Raw genomic sequence first — 16,863 nt, 5'->3', positions numbered from 1 at the left:
CCGGGACGTATGTCCTCAAGCACATGGACAGCACGGCTAGGGTGTGGGGCTGAGATGGCCAGCGATTCCTGTGGGGCAGCCCGTGCGTGATTACCTGCTGACGCTCTGTGTCACGGCCGCGGTGACCTATCTGCTCACCGGTCCGGTGCGGAAGTTCGCCATCGCGACCGGGGCGATGCCGGAGATCCGTGCCCGAGACGTACACCGAGAACCGACTCCGCGGCTCGGTGGCATCGCCATGTTCTTCGGCCTGTGCACCGGACTGCTGGTGGCGGACCACCTGCAGAACCTCAACAGCGTCTTCGAGCTCTCCAACGAGCCCCGCGCGCTGCTCTCCGGTGCCGCCCTGATCTGGCTGATCGGTGTCCTCGACGACAAGTTCGAGCTGGACGCGCTGATCAAGCTGGGCGCGCAGATGATCTCCGCCGGCGTGATGGTGATGCAGGGTCTGACGATCCTGTGGCTGCCGATCCCGGGCGTCGGCACGGTCGCGCTCACCAAGGGGCAGGGCACGCTCCTCACCGTCGCCCTGGTCGTCCTGACCATCAACGCCGTGAACTTCGTCGACGGCCTCGACGGCCTGGCCGCCGGCATGGTCTGCATCGCCGCCGCGGCCTTCTTCCTGTACGGGTACCGCCTCTGGTACGGCTACACGATCGAGGCCGCCGCCCCCGCGACGCTCTTCGCCGCGATCCTCATGGGCATGTGCCTGGGCTTCCTGCCGCACAACATGCATCCGGCCCGGATCTTCATGGGCGACTCCGGTTCGATGCTGATCGGTCTGATCCTGGCCGCCTCGGCGATCTCGATCACCGGCCAGGTCGACCCGGACGTGCTGAAGCTCTTCGAGGGCTCGACCCGTGAGGCCACCCACGCCGCCCTGCCGGTCTTCATCCCGCTCGTGCTGCCGCTGACGATCATCGCCATCCCCATGGCCGACCTGATCCTGGCCATCGTGCGCCGCACCTGGAACGGCCAGTCGCCGTTCGCCGCCGACCGCGGGCATCTGCACCACCGGCTGCTCGAGATCGGGCACTCGCACAGCCGGGCCGTCCTGATCATGTACTTCTGGTCGGCGCTCATCGCCTTCGGGACGCTCGCGTACTCGGTGCACTCGACGTCGATGTGGATCGTGCTCGTGGTCGTGTTCCTGAGCGCCATCGGCCTGGTGCTGCTCCTGCTGCCGCGCTTCACGCCGCGCGCCCCGCGCTGGGCGGAGTCCTTCGTCCCGCCGCGCTACCGGCGCCGCGGAGCAGGACGCCGGGGAGGCCTGCCGGGCACGCGGCCGGACGGCGCCGTTCCGGTCGCCGGGGCCGTCGGGGAGCCGGCGGAGGAGCGCGTACCGGTGCCCGCGGGGGTCAACGGGGCCACCGCCATCGGCCACCGTTCGCGCTTCACCGACCGGCGGAAGGCCGGAACGCCGAGTTGACGAATGTCATATCGGGCCGCATTACCAGACAAAACTCCTCGGCGTGCTGCACACACGCGCACGGTCCCACTCATGTGTGACAGTCAGCACACTTCCCGGGTAAAGAACTACTCAAATAGTTTGTGATACCGTTCACGAGACCCGGAGGCAGAGCCGAAAGACCGTAGTGCGACGGTCCGTTGGCCCCGAGACACACCTCGGACCGGGCTTACGCTCGTCCCTGACGACACCATCGCCCCCACCAAGCAACAGCGGAGACACCGCCATGCCGTCCAACGACGCACGCATCCTTCTGTCAGCTGCCATTCCCGCTGCTGCGACCGGCGCCATCGCCGCGGTCATCAGCGGCGTGGTTGCCGGCGGCAAGGGCGCGATCGGCGCCGTCATCGGCTGCGCCGTCGTGATCGCCTTCATGGGGATCGGGCTCGTGGTGCTCCAGCGGACGGCCAAGTCGTACCCGCACCTGTTCCAGGCCATGGGTCTGCTGCTCTACACGACCCAGCTGCTGCTGCTCTTCGTGTTGATGCTGATGCTCAAGAACACGACGTTCTTCGACTTCAAGGCCTTCGCCTTCACCCTGCTCGCGTCGACCCTCGTCTGGATCGCCGCGCAGGCACGCGCGTACATGAAGGCCAAGATCATGTACGTCGACGACCCCAAGAAGCCGGGGTCGTCGCAGTGAGGGGTAGGGCCGGGATAAAGGCGCGTTCGGCTTCCTGCTATCGTCCGGTGCCAACTGCGGCATTGCGGGCGCGGGCATCCGAGCTGACGCCTGTCCCAGCGCGAGGCTCGACGCCGAACCGCCGCCCCCTTATCCGTAAGACCAGTCCAGTGCCGACCCGCGGCTGCGTGCCGCGCCGACACAACGAGGTTGCCGTACCTATGCGCCACGCTGAAGGAGCCCGCGGTGAGTGCTGACCAGACGCTTGCCTTCGACCCGGATTGCCACATCTTCAGTGGATGCGGCTTCCCGGCGCCGGGCCTGCACACGTTCATGTACGAGCCCATCGCCACGGTGGGAGGCATCGACATCACCAAGCCGATGCTGCTCGCTCTGCTGGGCTCCATCGTGGTCGTCGGGTTCTTCTGGGCGGCCTTCAACAAGCCCAAGCTGATCCCCGGCAAGATGCAGATGGTCGGCGAGGCCGGTTACGACTTCGTCCGCCGCGGCATCGTCTACGAGATCATCGGCAAGAAGGACGGCGAGAAGTACGTCCCCTTCATGGTGTCGCTGTTCTTCTTCGTCTGGATCATGAACCTCTGGTCGATCATTCCGCTCGCCCAGTTCCCGGTCACCTCGCTGATCGCCTTCCCGGCCGGTCTCGCGCTGATCGTGTACGTGCTCTGGATCTCGCTGACCTTCAAGAAGCACGGCTTCGTCGGCGGCTGGAAGAACATCGTCGGTTACGACAAGTCCCTCGGTGCGATCCTCCCGATGGTCGTCGTCCTCGAGTTCTTCTCGAACCTCATCATCCGGCCCTTCACGCACGCGGTCCGACTGTTCGCGAACATGTTCGCCGGTCACCTGCTGATCGTGATGTTCTCGCTGGCCACCTGGTACCTCATGAACGGCCTGGGCTTCGTCTACGCCGGCGCCTCGTTCGTGATGGTCCTCGTGATGACGGCCTTCGAGCTCTTCATCCAGGCCGTCCAGGCGTACGTCTTCGTCCTCCTGGCCTGCAGCTACGTCCAGGGCGCGCTGGCCGAGCACCACTGAGCCACTCCCGCCCAGGGACCCAGCTAGACCCCCAATCCAACAGTCGTCCGGTGGCCAACCCCCACCGGGTCATTGAAAGAGAAGGAAGTAACGGCATGTCCGCTGCTCTCGACATGGTCAACCTCGCGGCCTCCGCCAAGGAGAACGTCGTCGGCAACGTCGCCTCGATCGGCTACGGCCTCGCCGCGATCGGCCCCGGCGTCGGCGTCGGCATCATCTTCGGTAACGGTACGCAGGCACTCGCCCGCCAGCCCGAGGCCGCCGGTCTGATCCGCACCAACCAGATCATGGGCTTCGCCTTCTGTGAGGCGCTCGCCCTCATCGGCATCGTCATGGGCTTCGTCTACCAGTAAATCGGACCGACAGCCCACACCTTTTTACGGAAGGCACTGATGTGAACGCTCTGCTTCTTGCGGCGGAGGAGCCCCAGCCTCCTCTGATCCCGCATCTTGACGAGCTCGTCATCGGCCTGATCGCCTTCGTCATCGTCTTCGGCTTCCTCGCCAAGAAGCTCCTCCCGAACATCAACAAGGTTCTGGAAGAGCGTCGGGCGGCCATCGAGGGTGGCATCGAGCAGGCCGAGTCGGCCCAGATCGAGGCCCAGAGTGTGCTGGAGCAGTACAAGGCCCAGCTCGCCGAAGCCCGCCATGAGGCCGCGCGTCTTCGCCAGGAGGCGACGGAGCAGGGCACCGCGATCATCCAGGAGATGAAGGCGGAAGGCCAGCGCCAGCGCGAGGAGATCATCGCGGCCGGTCACACGCAGATCGAGGCCGACCGCAAGGCTGCGGCGACCTCGCTGCGTCAGGACGTGGGCAAGCTCGCCACCGACCTGGCCGGCAAGCTGGTCGGCGAGTCCCTCGAGGACCACGCCCGCCAGAGCCGCACGATCGACCGCTTCCTCGACGAGCTCGAGGAGAAGGCCGAGGCTGTCCGATGAACGGAGCGAGCCGTGAGGCACTGGTCGCCGCACGCGAGTCTCTCGACGCGCTGACCGACAACACCTCGGTCGACGCCGCGAAGCTCGCGGGCGAGCTGGCCGCGGTCACCGCGCTGCTCGACCGCGAGGTGTCGCTGCGTCGGGTCCTGACCGACCCGGCGCAGGCGGGCGAGGCCAAGGCCGAACTCGCCGGGCGACTGCTCGGCGGCCAGGTGGGCGGCGAGACCACCGACCTGGTGTCCGGCATGGTGCGTGCCCGCTGGTCGTCCTCGCGTGACCTGGTCGACTCCGCCGAGGAGCTGGCGAACATCGCCGACCTCACCGCGGCGCAGCAGGCCGGCGCGCTGGACGACGTCGAGGACGAGCTGTTCCGGTTCGGCCGGATCGTGACCTCCAGCACCGAGCTGCGCTCGGCGCTGACCGACAAGGCCGCCGCGGCGTCCGCCAAGAGCGAGCTGCTGCGCAGCCTGCTCGGCGGCAAGGCCAACCCGGTCACCGAGCGCCTGGTCGTCCGTCTCGTGACCCAGCCGCGTGGACGTAGCCTGGAAGCGGGACTCGAGTCCCTCTCCAAGCTCGCCGCGGCGCGCCGGGACCGGATGGTCGCCGTCGTGACGTCGGCGGTGCCGCTGACCGATCAGCAGAAGCAGCGCCTCGGTGCCGTCCTGGCCAAGCTGTACGGCCGCCAGATGCACCTGAACCTCGAAGTGGACCCCGCGGTCCTCGGCGGGATCACGGTGCAGGTCGGCGACGAGGTCATCAACGGCACCATCGCCGAGCGCCTCGACGAGGCGACCAGGCGACTGGCCGGCTGACGTCAGTCACCAACAGAACACAGCATCACCAGCGGCCCGGTTGGGCCGTGCAGAGATTGCAGAAGATTCCTGGGGGTCGGCCCCCAGACCCCCTAAGAAACTTCGGGCCCAACAAGGAGAGCAGGGAACCCAGATGGCGGAGCTCACGATCCGGCCGGAGGAGATCCGGGACGCGCTGGAGAACTTTGTCCAGTCGTACCAGCCGGACGCGGCCTCGCGCGAGGAGGTCGGAACGGTCAGCCTGGCCGGCGACGGCATCGCCAAGGTGGAGGGTCTTCCCTCGGCCATGGCGAACGAGCTGCTGAAGTTCGAGGACGGCACCCTCGGTCTCGCCCTCAACCTCGAGGAGCGCGAGATCGGTGCGATCGTCCTCGGCGAGTTCAGCGGTATCGAGGAGAGCCAGCCGGTGCAGCGCACCGGTGAGGTTCTCTCCGTAGGTGTCGGCGAGGGCTACCTCGGCCGCGTCGTCGACCCGCTCGGCAACCCGATCGACGGCCTCGGCGAGATCGCGACCGAGGGCCGCCGCGCCCTCGAGCTGCAGGCCCCGGGCGTCATGGCCCGTAAGTCGGTGCACGAGCCGATGGAGACCGGTTACAAGGCTGTCGACGCCATGACCCCGGTCGGCCGTGGCCAGCGTCAGCTGATCATCGGTGACCGTCAGACCGGCAAGACCGCGCTGTGCGTCGACACGATCATCAACCAGCGTGACAACTGGCGCTCGGGCGACGTGAACAAGCAGGTCCGCTGCATCTACGTCGCCGTCGGCCAGAAGGGCTCGACCATCGCGTCCGTTCGCGGCGCCCTGGAAGAGGCCGGTGCGCTCGAGTACACGACGATCGTCGCCGCCCCGGCGTCCGACCCGGCCGGCTTCAAGTACCTGGCGCCGTACACCGGTTCCGCCATCGGCCAGCACTGGATGTACCAGGGCAAGCACGTCCTGATCGTCTTCGACGACCTGTCGAAGCAGGCCGACGCCTACCGCGCCGTGTCGCTGCTGCTGCGCCGCCCGCCGGGCCGTGAGGCCTACCCGGGTGACGTCTTCTACCTGCACTCGCGTCTCCTCGAGCGCTGCGCGAAGCTCTCGGACGAGCTGGGTGCCGGCTCGATGACCGGTCTGCCGATCGTCGAGACGAAGGCCAACGACGTCTCGGCGTTCATCCCGACCAACGTCATCTCCATCACCGACGGCCAGTGCTTCCTGGAGTCCGACCTGTTCAACGCCGGCCAGCGTCCGGCCCTGAACGTCGGTATCTCGGTCTCCCGTGTCGGTGGCTCCGCCCAGCACAAGGCGATGAAGCAGATCTCCGGTCGCCTCCGTGTCGACCTGGCCCAGTTCCGTGAGCTGGAGGCGTTCGCCGCCTTCGGTTCGGACCTGGACGCCGCGTCGAAGGCGCAGCTGGAGCGTGGTCAGCGGATGGTCGAGCTGCTCAAGCAGGCTCAGTACCAGCCGATGCCCACCGAGAACCAGGTCGTCTCCGTCTGGGCCGGCACCACCGGCAAGATGGACGACGTCCCGGTGGCCGACATCCGCCGCTTCGAGGCCGAGATGCTGGCGTACCTGCGCCAGAGCCACTCCGGTCTCATGACCTCCATCCGTGAGGGCGGCAAGATGTCGGACGACACCCTGCAGTCCGTGGCCGACGCCATCGCGGAGTTCAAGAAGCAGTTCGAGACCTCTGACGGGAAGCTGCTGGGCGACGACGCTTCCGCTGCCGTCAACGTCTCGAAGTGACGACGGAAGGGACCTGACTCATGGGAGCGCAGCTCCGGGTCTACAAGCGTCGCATCAAATCCGTCACCGCGACGAAGAAGATCACCAAGGCGATGGAGATGATCGCCGCCTCGCGTGTCGTCAAGGCGCAGCGCAAGGTGCAGGCGTCGACCCCGTACGCCACCGAGCTGACCCGCGCGGTCACCGCGGTGGCCACGGGTGCGAACGACAAGCACCCGCTGACCACCGAGACGGAGAACCCGACCCGCGCCGCGGTCCTGCTCCTTTCGAGCGACCGTGGTCTGGCCGGTGCCTTCAACTCCAACGCCATCAAGGCGGCGGAAGCGCTGACGAGGAAGCTGGAGAGCGCGGGGCGCGAGGTCGACATCTACGTCGTCGGCCGTCGTGGCATCGCGCACTACAACTTCCGTGAGCGCAAGCTGGCCGACTCGTGGACCGGTTTCACGGACCAGCCGGAGTACGCGGACGCCAAGAACATCGCGGCTCCGCTGATCGAGGCGATCGAGAAGGACACGGCCGAGGGCGGCGTGGACGAGCTCCACATCGTCTACACCGAGTTCGTCTCGATGATGACGCAGACGGCGGTCGAGGCCCGGCTGCTGCCCCTCAGCCTCGACGAGGTGGCGAAGGAGGCGGGCGAGCAGGACACGCTCCGTCCGCTGTACGACTTCGAGCCGTCGGCGGAGGACGTCCTCGACGCCCTTCTGCCGCGCTACGTCGAGAGCCGGATCTACAACGCGCTGCTCCAGTCGGCTGCCTCCAAGCACGCCGCCACGCGCCGTGCGATGAAGTCGGCGACCGACAACGCGGGAGACTTGATCAACAACCTCTCCCGACTTGCCAACGCGGCCCGCCAGGCCGAAATCACCCAGGAAATCAGCGAGATCGTCGGTGGCACCGCAGCCCTGGCCGACGCGACCGCGGGGAGTGACAAGTAATGACGACCACTGTTGAGACGGCCGCCGCCACGGGCCGCGTCGCCCGGGTCATCGGCCCGGTCGTCGACGTGGAGTTCCCCGTCGACGCGATGCCGGAGATCTACAACGCGCTGAACGTCGATGTTCCGGACCCGGCCGAGGAGGGCGCGACCAAGACGCTGACCCTCGAGGTCGCCCAGCACCTCGGTGACGGCGTCGTCCGCACCATCTCCATGCAGCCGACCGACGGCCTGGTTCGCCAGGCCCCGGTGACCGACACCGGCGAGGGCATCACCGTGCCCGTCGGCGACGTCACCAAGGGCCGCGTGTTCAACACGCTGGGTGAGGTGCTGAACGCCGACGCCTCCACCGTGGCCGACGCGCCGCGCTGGACGATCCACCGCAAGGCCCCGGCCTTCGACCAGCTCGAGTCCAAGACCGAGATGTTCGAGACCGGCCTGAAGGTCGTCGACCTTCTCACCCCGTACGTCAAGGGTGGAAAGATCGGTCTGTTCGGTGGTGCCGGTGTCGGCAAGACCGTTCTGATCCAGGAAATGATCGTCCGTGTGGCCAAGCTGCACGACGGTGTGTCGGTCTTCGCGGGCGTCGGCGAGCGCACCCGTGAGGGCAACGACCTCATGGTCGAGATGGAGGAGGCCGGCGTTCTCGACAAGACCGCGCTGGTCTTCGGCCAGATGGACGAGCCCCCGGGCACCCGTCTGCGCGTGGCCCTCGCCGGTCTGACCATGGCGGAGTACTTCCGCGATGTGCAGAAGCAGGACGTGCTGTTCTTCATCGACAACATCTTCCGCTTCACGCAGGCCGGCTCCGAGGTCTCGACCCTGCTCGGCCGTATGCCCTCCGCCGTGGGTTACCAGCCGAACCTGGCCGACGAGATGGGTCTCCTCCAGGAGCGCATCACCTCGACCCGTGGTCACTCGATCACCTCGATGCAGGCGATCTACGTCCCCGCGGACGACCTGACCGACCCGGCTCCGGCCACCACCTTCGCCCACCTCGACGCGACGACGGTTCTCTCCCGTCCGATCTCCGAGAAGGGCATCTACCCGGCCGTGGACCCGCTGGACTCCACGTCCCGGATCCTGGACCCGCGCTACATCGCGCAGGACCACTACGACGCCGCCACGCGCGTCAAGGGAATCCTGCAGAAGTACAAGGACCTCCAGGACATCATCGCGATCCTCGGTATCGACGAGCTGAGCGAGGAGGACAAGCTCGTTGTCCACCGTGCCCGCCGTGTCGAGCGCTTCCTGTCCCAGAACACCCACGCGGCGAAGCAGTTCACCGGTGTGGACGGTTCGGACGTTCCGCTCGACGAGTCGATCTCCGCGTTCAACGCGATCTGCGACGGTGAGTACGACCACTTCCCCGAGCAGGCCTTCTTCATGTGCGGTGGCATCGAGGACCTCAAGAAGAACGCCAAGGAGCTCGGCGTCTCCTGAGCCCCGTGCTCTCGTGAGGGGGGCGGGTGTGTCCCGCCCCCCTCGTCACGCCCATTAGAATTGACCCCAACACCCGGCACGACCGCCGGGTGGTGACCCGAGGAGCCACCCTTGGCTGCTGAGCTGCACGTCGAGCTGGTCGCCGCGGACCGGAGTGTCTGGTCCGGCGAGGCCACCCTGGTCATCGCACGTACCACCTCCGGCGACATCGGCGTCATGCCCGGCCACCAGCCGCTGCTCGGTGTGCTGGAGTCGGGCCCGGTGACCATCCGTACCAGCGAGGGCGAGACCGTCGTCGCCGCTGTGCACGGTGGATTCATCTCGTTCGCCGACGACAAGCTGTCTCTGCTTGCGGAGATCGTCGAGCTGGCGGACGAGATCGACGCCCAGCGCGCGGAGCGTGCGCTGGAGCGCGCCAAGTCGGAGTCGGACGCCGCCGCCGAGCGTCGCGCCGATGTCCGGTTGCGTGCGGTAGCGGTCCGCTAGCGGACCGCGCCGAGAGTTGTGCCCTCAGCCGCGGCACGGCTGGAACTATCCAGACCGTGTCGCGGCTGAGGCGATGCAGATGCAGGTTGTATTCGGTTACGCCGGCGACGCCGGTCACGGGACGCAGCGAGGAGGTCGGTGAAGATGTTCCTCGCTCTGCTCCTGAGCGGCCTGGTCGTCGCACTGGTGGTGATCGGGCTCTTCGTCTTCGGCTTGCGCCGCAGGCTGATCCAGCGCGCCGGGGGCACCTTCGACTGCTCCCTGCGCTGGAACATCCCCGAGGAGCCGGACCTCTCCGGCAAGGGCTGGGTGTACGGCGTCGCCCGCTACAGCGGTGACGAGATCGCTTGGTTCCGGGTCTTCTCGTACGCGCCCCGCCCGCGCCGGGTCCTGGAGCGCTCGGCCATCGAGGTCCTGGAGCGCCGGATGCCCGAGGGCGAGGAGGAGCTCGCGCTGCTCTCCGACGCCGTGATCCAGGGCTGTATGCACCGGGGGACACGGCTGGAGCTGGCGATGAGCGAGGACGCTCTCACCGGCTTTCTCGCCTGGCTGGAGGCCGCGCCTCCCGGCCAGCGCGTCAACGTGGCCTGACGCAGGCCGACGACGTGGAGGACGACGACGGCGGGGACGGTGTGCTGCACCGTCCCCGCCGCGTCGTTCCCGGGGCTAGTTCAGCCCGCTGTTGATGGCTCCCACCAGCTCGCCGTTGCCGGTGTCACCGCTGAACTCCCAGAAGAACGCGCCGCCCAGGCCCTGGTTCTTCGCCCAGCTCATCTTGGACGTGACCGTGGCCGGGGTGTCGTAGCTCCACCAGTTGGATCCGCAGTGGGCGTACGCCGTTCCGGCCACCGTGCCGTTGGCCGGGCAGGAGTTCCGCAGGACCTTGTAGTCCTCGATGCCCTGCTCGTACGTGCCGGCGGCCGGGCCCGTCGCCGTGCCGCCGGGCGCGGACTGGGTGACGCCGGTCCAGCCGCGGCCGTAGAAGCCGATGCCGAGGAGCAGCTTGTTGGCCGGGACGCCCTTCGCCTTGAACTTGGCGATCGCCTCGGCGGAGTTGAAGCCCGCCTGCGGGATGCCGGCGTACGAGGTGAGCGGGGAGTGCGGGGCCGTCGGGCCCTGCGCCGCCCAGGCGCCGAAGAAGTCGTACGTCATCACGTTGAACCAGTTCATGTACGGCGCGGCGCCCGCGTAGTCGGCGGCGTCGATCTTGCCGCCGGAGGAGGCGTCGGCCGTGACCGCGGCCGTGACCAGGGCGTTGCTGCCGAACTTGGCGCGCATGGCCTGCATCATGTTCTTGAAGGAGGCCGGGCCGCTGGTGTCGCAGGACAGACCGCAGGCGTTCGGGTACTCCCAGTCCAGGTCGATGCCGTCGAACACGTCGGCCCAGCGCGGGTCCTCGACCAGGTCGTAGCAGGACTGCGCGAAGGCGGTCGGGTTCTGCACGGCCTGGCCGAAGCCGCCGGACCAGGTCCAGCCGCCGAAGGACCACAGCACCTTGATGTGCGGGTAGGCCTTCTTCAGCTTGCGCAGCTGGTTGAAGTTGCCGCGCAGCGGCTGGTCCCAGGTGTCGGCGACGCCGTCGACCGACTGGTCGGCGGTGTAGGCCTTGTCGTAGTCCGCGTAGGAGTCGCCGATCGTGCACCTGCCGCCGGTCACGTTGCCGAAGGCGTAGTTGATGTGCGTGATCTTGGAGGCGGAGCCGGAGGTCGCGATGTTCTTGACGTGGTAGTTCCGGCCATAGACACCCCAGTTGGTGAAGTAGCCCAGCTTCACGGTGGAACCGGGCGGTGGCGGCGGGTCGCCGCCCGTGGTGCGGACGTTCGCGGCGCCGCTCGCGGGGCCGGTCTGGTCGATGGTGTCCCGGGCGACGACCGTGTAGGTGTAGTCGGTGCCCGCGGTCAGCCCGGTGTTCGTGTACGTGAGTCCGGTGACCGTGGCGATCGTGGAGCCGTTCCGCCGGACGTCGTAGTTCTTGACGCCCTTGTCGTCCGTGGCGGCGGTCCAGGTCAGCTTGACCGAGGTGTTGGTGACGTCGGAGGCGACCGGGGTACCGGGGGCGGAGGGCGCGTTGTCGCCGGGCTGGGTGCCGCCGTCGCAGGAGCCGCCGTTGACCTTGCAGCCGCTCGGCGCGCCGGATCCGGAGCCGTTGAAGCCGAAGGAGATGGAGGCGCCCGGGGCGAGGGTGCCGTTCCAGCCGACGTTCTTGGCGGTCCAGTGGGTGCCGGAGCTGGTGACGGTGGCGTCCCAGGCGGAGGTGACCGCGGTGCCGGCGGGGTAGTCCCACTCGACGGTCCAGGAGGAGAGGGTGGTGGTGCCGGTGTTCTTCACCGTCCACTTGCCCTCGAAGCCGGTGCCCCAGTCGGAGACCTTGGTGTACGTGGCGGTGGCCGCCGTGGCGGCTTCGGCGGGGGCGGCGAGGCCGACCATGGCGGCCAGGGGCAGGATCAGGGCGGTGAGACCGGCGGCGGCCCGGTGTCTGAACCCTGTTCTGCGCGTCGGTGCTTGAGTGCTCAACGGTGCTCCTCAAGTTGCGGACGGACGAGTGATGGGGGTGGTCCGTGAAGTGCGCGCGCCCCGCGAGCGTAGAAAGGTCTGGACCAACCGTCAAGAGGTCCAGACCAACGTCGAAAAGGGTGGTTCAGACACCCAACTCCCGTGCCAGAACGGCCGCTTGAGCCCGACTGCGGACACCCAGCTTTCCCAGCACCTTGCTGACGTGCGTCTTCACCGTCGCCTCCGCCATGTCCAGCCGTTCCGCGACCTCGGCGTTCGACAGCCCCCTGGCCAGCGCCGCCAGCACCTCGCGCTCCCGGGGTGTCAACGCGTCCAGTACGGCAGGGTCCACCGCGCTCCGCGTGGGAGCCGGTGCGCGCGGGGTCGCGAACTCGGCGATCAGCCGCCGCGTCACGGCCGGGGCGATCAGGCCCTCCCCGCGCGCCACCGTCCGTACCGCCTCGATCAGGTCCTTCGCCTCGGCGTTCTTCAGCAGGAAGCCCGCCGCCCCGGCCCGCAGCGCCCCGAACACGTACTCGTCCAGATCGAAGGTGGTCAGCACGAGCACGTCGGCCAGCCCCTCCGACACGACGAGGCCGGTCGCCGTCACTCCGTCCATCCGCGGCATCTGGATGTCCATCAGGACCAGGTCCGGGCGCAGCTCCCGGGCCAGCTCCACCGCGCGCTCGCCGTCGGCGGCCTCCCCGACCACCTCGATGTCCGGCGCGCTGCCCAGGATCAGGACGAGCCCGGCCCGGACCGCGCTCTGATCCTCGGCCACGATCACCCGTACCATGCCGACGGCTCCTTGTCGTTCGTCCCGACGGGCAGGACAGCCCGCACCCGCCATTCTTTCCGTCCGCCGTCCGAGGTGACCGGACCGGCCTCGAACTCCCCGTCGAGCAGCGCCACCCGCTCCCGCATCCCCACCAGACCCGCTCCCGAGCCGGGGGCGCGCGGCCCGGGCTGCCCGCCGAGCGGACTGGTCACGCCTACCGTGAGGGCGCCGCCCGCGCGGCGGCCGAGCTCCACCCGTACCTCACCCGGCGCGGCGTGCTTGAGGGCGTTCGTCAGCGACTCCTGCACGATCCGGTACGCGGCGAGGCCGACCGGGGCCGGCAGCGCCCCGCCGCTCCCCGCCCGGGTGTCGTCGATCGAGAACGTCAGCCCGCTGCTCCGCCCGTTCGTCGCCGCCTGGGCCACCAGCGCGTCCAGTCCCTCCAGGGTGGGCGCGGCCGCCGGCTCCATGTCCCCGCTGCTGTCCCGGAGCAGTCCGATCAGCCGCCGCATCTCCGCGAGCCCCTCCACGCTGTTCTCCCGGATCACGGTCAGTGCCTGCCGGGTGGTCCCCGGCTCGTCGAGCGACAGCGCGGCCGTGGAGTGGATCGCGATGGCGGAGAGATGGTTGGCGACCATGTCATGGAGTTCCCGCGCCATCCGGGCGCGCTCGGCCACGACGGCCTGACTGCGGTCCATCTCGGCGAGCAGCGCGGTCTGCTCCGCGCGGAGGCGGGCGGCGTCGGCGGCCTGGCGGTGGTTGCGCACGACTGCTCCGGTGACGGCGGGCAGGAACGACAGCATGCCGGTGATCAGCCCGACCACCAGGGCGGCCGCGTTCTGCCACCAGACGAGGAAGCCGATCGTCACCCCGATCGTGATCAGTCCGGTGCTGTACGGGACGCGCCGGGCGGCGGACGGCGGCCCGTACACCACGGCCGCGTAGACCAGGTCCGTGAACATCAGCGCGGTCACGAGGGTGCCGTAGGTGAACTGGTCCGCCACGAGGGCGACCGTGCCGACGATCAGGGCGGTCTGCGGCAGCGAACGTCGCAGGGTCGCCATGGCGGCCATGACGACGAGCGGGACCAGGGTCGCCCACCGCGCGGTGATCAGCCGGTCGGTCTGGGTGTGCAGCCCGAAGGACCACATCAGCAGGCCCACGGCGAGGCCGCCGAGGGCGATGAGGAGATCGACGCGGTGCGGTCGGGGGAGTGTCACGGTCCCATCCCAACACGGCGGTACGGCCCCGGGCCTCGCCGTGCGGGCCGATCCGCCCCTCCGTCGAAGGATGTAGGCGTACGTCGTCATCGGCGACGACGATCCGGGCGGAATGCCGGGGGACGCTGGAGGGGAACCGAGAGGGGAGTTCCGCCGTGATCGTCACGCTGATCGTGATCTGCGAGGTCGGCTTCTGGGTGCTGCTGGCCGCCGGCCTCGCCGCCCGCTACCTGCTGAAGATGCCCCGGTCGGGCCTCGCCCTGCTGCTGTGCGAGCCGCTCCTGGAGGTCCTGCTGCTCGTCGTGACCGCGATCGACCTGAAGAACGGCGCGGAGCCGAGCTGGCGGCACGGTCTCGCGGCGGTGTACATCGGCTACACCGTCGGCCACGGCCACCGCACCGTGAAGTGGCTCGACGGCCACGCGGCCCACCGCCTGGGCGGCGCGCCGCCGCCGGTCGGGCCGCCGCGCTACGGCATGGCGCGCGCCCGCCACGAGGGGAAGGTCTGGCTGGGCTCGGTGACGGGGGCGGCGGTCGCGACCGGACTGCTGCTGCTCGCCGTCCGGTACGTCGGCGACGCCGGGGACACGCAGTCGCTGAAGGGCTGGATCGGCTTCGCCTGGCGAGCGGTCGGCATCCACGGCCTGATCGCGCTCACCTACGCGATCTGGCCGAAGAAGGCCCCGGAGGGGGAGGCGGAGTCACCGCTCACCGACCGGGACCGGGACCGGGATCGCGTCTAGCGCTCTCCGCCGGGGACCCAGAGCACGTCCCCGACCTCCTTGTTGGCCGTCCTCGCGAGAATGAAGAGCAGGTCCGAGAGGCGGTTGAGATAGGTCGCCGTCAGGGCGTTCATCGTCTCGCCGTGGACCTCCAGCGCCGCCCACGTCGAGCGCTCCGCGCGGCGGACCACCGTGCACGCCTGGTGCAGCAGCGCCGCACCGGGCGTGCCGCCCGGCAGGATGAAGGAACGCAGCTTCTCGAGCTCCTCCAGGAAGCGGTCGCAGTCCGCCTCGAGCTTGTCGACGTAACTCTGCTCGACCCGCAGCGGCGGGTACTTCGGGTCCTCGACCACCGGGGTGGAGAGATCCGCGCCCACGTCGAACAGGTCGTTCTGGACGCGGACCAGGACCTTCACGACCTCCTGGTCGAGCTGCCCGAGGGCGATGGCCGTACCGATGACGGCATTGGCCTCGTTGGCGTCGGCGTACGCCGAGATCCGCAGATCGGTCTTGGCGGTCCGGCTCATGTCGCCCAGAGCGGTGGTGCCCTGGTCGCCGGTACGGGTGTAGATGCGCGTCAGATTGACCATGAGCCCAGCGTAGTGACGCACCTGCCCTCCGGAGCGCCCGTGTGCCGACCGTCACGGCGAACGCCGCCGCCCCCTCTGACGTACGCCGTACGGGGGCAGGCGGCCTGTCGCGAGTGTGACGTCCGTCAAACCGGGCGTGACGCGCGTTACTTCGCGGTCACATCCCGCCTCCCGCCCGCTAATCTCCGCCGAAGAGCCAGAAGTGAACAGGTGTTGAGGGGTGGAAGACGTGGCCAGGAAGCTCGCCGTCATCGGAGCCGGACTCATGGGGTCGGGAATCGCGCAGGTCTCTGCCCAGGCGGGCTGGGACGTCGTCCTGCGTGACGTCACCGACGCCGCGCTGACCCGGGGCACCGACGGCATCAAGGCGTCGTACGACCGGTTCGTCGCCAAGGGCAAGCTGGACGCCGCCGACGCCGAGGCCGCCCTCGGCCGGATCACCGCCACCACCGAGCTCGACGCGGTCGCCGACGCCGACATCGTCGTCGAGGCCGTCTTCGAGAAGCTCGAGGTCAAGCACGAGATCTTCCGCTCCCTCGACAAGATCGCCAAGGACGGCGCGATCCTCGCCTCCAACACCTCCGCCATCCCGATCACCAAGATCGCGGCCGTGACGGAGCGCCCGGAGGCCGTCGTCGGCACCCACTTCTTCTCGCCGGTGCCGATGATGCAGCTCTGCGAGCTCGTCCGCGGCTACAAGACCAGCGACGCCACCCTCGCCGCGGCGCGGGAGTTCGCCGAGTCGGTCGGCAAGACCTGCATCGTCGTGAACCGTGACGTCGCCGGCTTCGTCACGACCCGCCTCATCTCGGCGCTGGTCGTCGAGGCCGCCAAGCTCTACGAGTCGGGCGTCGCCACCGCCGAGGACATCGACATCGCCTGCAAGCTGGGCTTCGGCCACGCCATGGGCCCCCTCGCCACGGCGGACCTCACCGGCATCGACATCCTGGTGAACGCCACGAGCAACATCTACACGGAGTCCCAGGACGAGAAGTTCGCGCCGCCGGAGCTGATGCGCCGGATGGTGGACGCCGGTGACATCGGCCGCAAGAGCGGGCAGGGGTTCTACGAGCACTGATCGTCGGAAATCGTTCGGCGTTCACCCCACCGGGTGAATTCGGTATCAGTTCGCTTACAAGGCGCAACGCTTCTGCGCCAACCACAGTCAGTTGATGCAAAGACGGAGCACCCTAGGGGAGCGCATATGCACATCAGGGGCGACCATGTCGAGCTGGTCGTCGGGGGCCGCCTCGACGTCCGGAGCGCGGCGGACGCCCGTACGGTCCTGCACTCGGCCGTCGACGACGGAGTCGGCGACCTCGTGCTCGACCTGACCGGTCTCGACTCCTGGGACGCCACCGGGCTCGGGGTCATCATGGGCGCGCACCGCAGGGCCGGACGCTGCGGACGGCGGCTCGTGCTGCGTGGCGTGCCGCCCCAGATGCAGCGTCTGCTCGTGGCGACCCGGCTGCACCGCATCCTCGCCATCGAGGGTGGCCTCGCCGCCGAGTCGCTGCCCCGCGTCTGACCCGCGCCCCTGCCGGGCGGACCGGTCGCGGGGCGGGAC

At 68.8% G+C, this 16,863-nt stretch carries 18 protein-coding genes; 14 read left to right on the top strand and 4 right to left on the bottom strand.

Annotated features, from left to right (window positions below):
* Window positions 1-82: 82 nt before the first annotated feature.
* The 11 genes from ACZ3IJ_RS06460 (at window position 83) to ACZ3IJ_RS06410 (ending at window position 10,084) form a co-directional block, all read left to right on the top strand.
* Entirely contained in the window at window positions 83-1,429 is a 1,347-nt protein-coding gene (locus ACZ3IJ_RS06460; RefSeq protein ID WP_467466545.1) for an MraY family glycosyltransferase, read from the top strand.
* Window positions 1,430-1,694: 265 nt separating this feature from the next.
* Complete coding sequence (locus ACZ3IJ_RS06455; protein WP_352188980.1) at window positions 1,695-2,111, top strand: hypothetical protein; 417 nt, start codon at window positions 1,695-1,697, stop codon at window positions 2,109-2,111.
* 225 nt (window positions 2,112-2,336) lie between these two features.
* Window positions 2,337-3,146 carry a F0F1 ATP synthase subunit A gene (gene atpB, locus ACZ3IJ_RS06450; RefSeq protein ID WP_329115866.1) on the top strand — a complete coding sequence of 270 codons (810 nt, stop codon included), beginning with the start codon at window positions 2,337-2,339 and terminating at the stop codon, window positions 3,144-3,146.
* A gap of 95 nt (window positions 3,147-3,241) precedes the next feature.
* Complete coding sequence (gene atpE / locus ACZ3IJ_RS06445) at window positions 3,242-3,499, top strand: ATP synthase F0 subunit C (RefSeq protein ID WP_158990502.1); 258 nt, start codon at window positions 3,242-3,244, stop codon at window positions 3,497-3,499.
* A gap of 41 nt (window positions 3,500-3,540) precedes the next feature.
* Entirely contained in the window at window positions 3,541-4,083 is a 543-nt protein-coding gene (locus tag ACZ3IJ_RS06440; RefSeq protein ID WP_391798416.1) for a F0F1 ATP synthase subunit B, read from the top strand.
* Entirely contained in the window at window positions 4,080-4,895 is an 816-nt protein-coding gene (locus tag ACZ3IJ_RS06435; RefSeq protein WP_467466543.1) for a F0F1 ATP synthase subunit delta, read from the top strand. The genes ACZ3IJ_RS06440 and ACZ3IJ_RS06435 overlap by 4 nt, the downstream gene beginning before the upstream one ends.
* A gap of 133 nt (window positions 4,896-5,028) precedes the next feature.
* Window positions 5,029-6,627 carry a F0F1 ATP synthase subunit alpha gene (gene atpA / locus ACZ3IJ_RS06430; protein WP_467466542.1) on the top strand — a complete coding sequence of 533 codons (1,599 nt, stop codon included), beginning with the start codon at window positions 5,029-5,031 and terminating at the stop codon, window positions 6,625-6,627.
* Between the two features lie 20 nt (window positions 6,628-6,647).
* Window positions 6,648-7,565 (top strand): F0F1 ATP synthase subunit gamma, encoded by a 918-nt coding sequence (locus ACZ3IJ_RS06425; RefSeq protein ID WP_467466540.1) that lies wholly within the window; start codon window positions 6,648-6,650, stop codon window positions 7,563-7,565.
* Window positions 7,565-9,007 (top strand): F0F1 ATP synthase subunit beta, encoded by a 1,443-nt coding sequence (atpD, locus tag ACZ3IJ_RS06420; RefSeq protein ID WP_467466539.1) that lies wholly within the window; start codon window positions 7,565-7,567, stop codon window positions 9,005-9,007. The genes ACZ3IJ_RS06425 and atpD overlap by 1 nt, the downstream gene beginning before the upstream one ends.
* 111 nt (window positions 9,008-9,118) lie before the next feature.
* Entirely contained in the window at window positions 9,119-9,493 is a 375-nt protein-coding gene (locus ACZ3IJ_RS06415) for a F0F1 ATP synthase subunit epsilon (protein WP_352188973.1), read from the top strand.
* A gap of 144 nt (window positions 9,494-9,637) precedes the next feature.
* Window positions 9,638-10,084 (top strand): DUF2550 domain-containing protein, encoded by a 447-nt coding sequence (locus tag ACZ3IJ_RS06410; protein ID WP_391798412.1) that lies wholly within the window; start codon window positions 9,638-9,640, stop codon window positions 10,082-10,084.
* Between the two features lie 75 nt (window positions 10,085-10,159).
* On the opposite strand, the gene ACZ3IJ_RS06405 is transcribed toward ACZ3IJ_RS06410, so the two are convergent.
* The 3 genes from ACZ3IJ_RS06405 to ACZ3IJ_RS06395 form a co-directional block, all read right to left on the bottom strand.
* Complete coding sequence (locus ACZ3IJ_RS06405; RefSeq protein WP_467466538.1) at window positions 10,160-12,007, bottom strand: glycosyl hydrolase family 18 protein; 1,848 nt, start codon at window positions 12,005-12,007, stop codon at window positions 10,160-10,162.
* Between the two features lie 124 nt (window positions 12,008-12,131).
* Window positions 12,132-12,782, bottom strand: coding sequence for a response regulator (locus ACZ3IJ_RS06400; protein WP_467466537.1), 651 nt, complete (start codon window positions 12,780-12,782; stop codon window positions 12,132-12,134).
* On the bottom strand, window positions 12,770-13,984 hold the full coding sequence (locus ACZ3IJ_RS06395) for a sensor histidine kinase (protein ID WP_467466536.1): 1,215 nt from the start codon (window positions 13,982-13,984) through the stop codon (window positions 12,770-12,772). The genes ACZ3IJ_RS06400 and ACZ3IJ_RS06395 overlap by 13 nt, the downstream gene beginning before the upstream one ends.
* A 155-nt stretch (window positions 13,985-14,139) precedes the next feature.
* Here ACZ3IJ_RS06395 and ACZ3IJ_RS06390 point away from each other — a divergent pair, with 155 nt between their 5' ends.
* The gene (locus tag ACZ3IJ_RS06390) at window positions 14,140-14,727 is read left to right on the top strand and encodes a hypothetical protein (RefSeq protein WP_467466535.1); all 588 of its coding nucleotides are present in this window, start codon (window positions 14,140-14,142) and stop codon (window positions 14,725-14,727) included.
* Here the strand turns inward: ACZ3IJ_RS06390 and ACZ3IJ_RS06385 are convergent.
* Window positions 14,724-15,296, bottom strand: coding sequence for a cob(I)yrinic acid a,c-diamide adenosyltransferase (locus tag ACZ3IJ_RS06385; RefSeq protein WP_391798407.1), 573 nt, complete (start codon window positions 15,294-15,296; stop codon window positions 14,724-14,726). The genes ACZ3IJ_RS06390 and ACZ3IJ_RS06385 overlap by 4 nt on opposite strands.
* Window positions 15,297-15,525: 229 nt before the next feature.
* Here ACZ3IJ_RS06385 and ACZ3IJ_RS06380 point away from each other — a divergent pair, with 229 nt between their 5' ends.
* Entirely contained in the window at window positions 15,526-16,374 is an 849-nt protein-coding gene (locus ACZ3IJ_RS06380; protein WP_467466534.1) for a 3-hydroxyacyl-CoA dehydrogenase family protein, read from the top strand.
* 126 nt (window positions 16,375-16,500) lie between these two features.
* The gene (locus tag ACZ3IJ_RS06375; protein WP_024761898.1) at window positions 16,501-16,824 is read left to right on the top strand and encodes an STAS domain-containing protein; all 324 of its coding nucleotides are present in this window, start codon (window positions 16,501-16,503) and stop codon (window positions 16,822-16,824) included.
* Window positions 16,825-16,863 lie beyond the last annotated feature (39 nt).

Source organism: Streptomyces sp. NPDC013317 (assembly GCF_055563155.1).
Note: the sequence above shows the minus strand (reverse complement) of the source record. Positions and strands in the feature narration are given on the sequence as shown.

What these genes read in the sequence shown, in the direction of transcription:
- atpA (WP_467466542.1), top strand. Translation starts at nt 5,029, where the DNA reads ATGGCGGAGCTCACGATCCGGCCGGAGGAGATCCGGGACGCGCTGGAG.
- atpD (WP_467466539.1), top strand. Translation starts at nt 7,565, where the DNA reads ATGACGACCACTGTTGAGACGGCCGCCGCCACGGGCCGCGTCGCCCGG.
- ACZ3IJ_RS06375 (WP_024761898.1), top strand. Translation starts at nt 16,501, where the DNA reads ATGCACATCAGGGGCGACCATGTCGAGCTGGTCGTCGGGGGCCGCCTC.
- ACZ3IJ_RS06385 (WP_391798407.1), bottom strand. Translation starts at nt 15,296, where the DNA reads ATGGTCAATCTGACGCGCATCTACACCCGTACCGGCGACCAGGGCACC.
- ACZ3IJ_RS06400 (WP_467466537.1), bottom strand. Translation starts at nt 12,782, where the DNA reads ATGGTACGGGTGATCGTGGCCGAGGATCAGAGCGCGGTCCGGGCCGGG.
- ACZ3IJ_RS06435 (WP_467466543.1), top strand. Translation starts at nt 4,080, where the DNA reads ATGAACGGAGCGAGCCGTGAGGCACTGGTCGCCGCACGCGAGTCTCTC.
- atpE (WP_158990502.1), top strand. Translation starts at nt 3,242, where the DNA reads ATGTCCGCTGCTCTCGACATGGTCAACCTCGCGGCCTCCGCCAAGGAG.
- ACZ3IJ_RS06455 (WP_352188980.1), top strand. Translation starts at nt 1,695, where the DNA reads ATGCCGTCCAACGACGCACGCATCCTTCTGTCAGCTGCCATTCCCGCT.
- ACZ3IJ_RS06410 (WP_391798412.1), top strand. Translation starts at nt 9,638, where the DNA reads ATGTTCCTCGCTCTGCTCCTGAGCGGCCTGGTCGTCGCACTGGTGGTG.
- ACZ3IJ_RS06425 (WP_467466540.1), top strand. Translation starts at nt 6,648, where the DNA reads ATGGGAGCGCAGCTCCGGGTCTACAAGCGTCGCATCAAATCCGTCACC.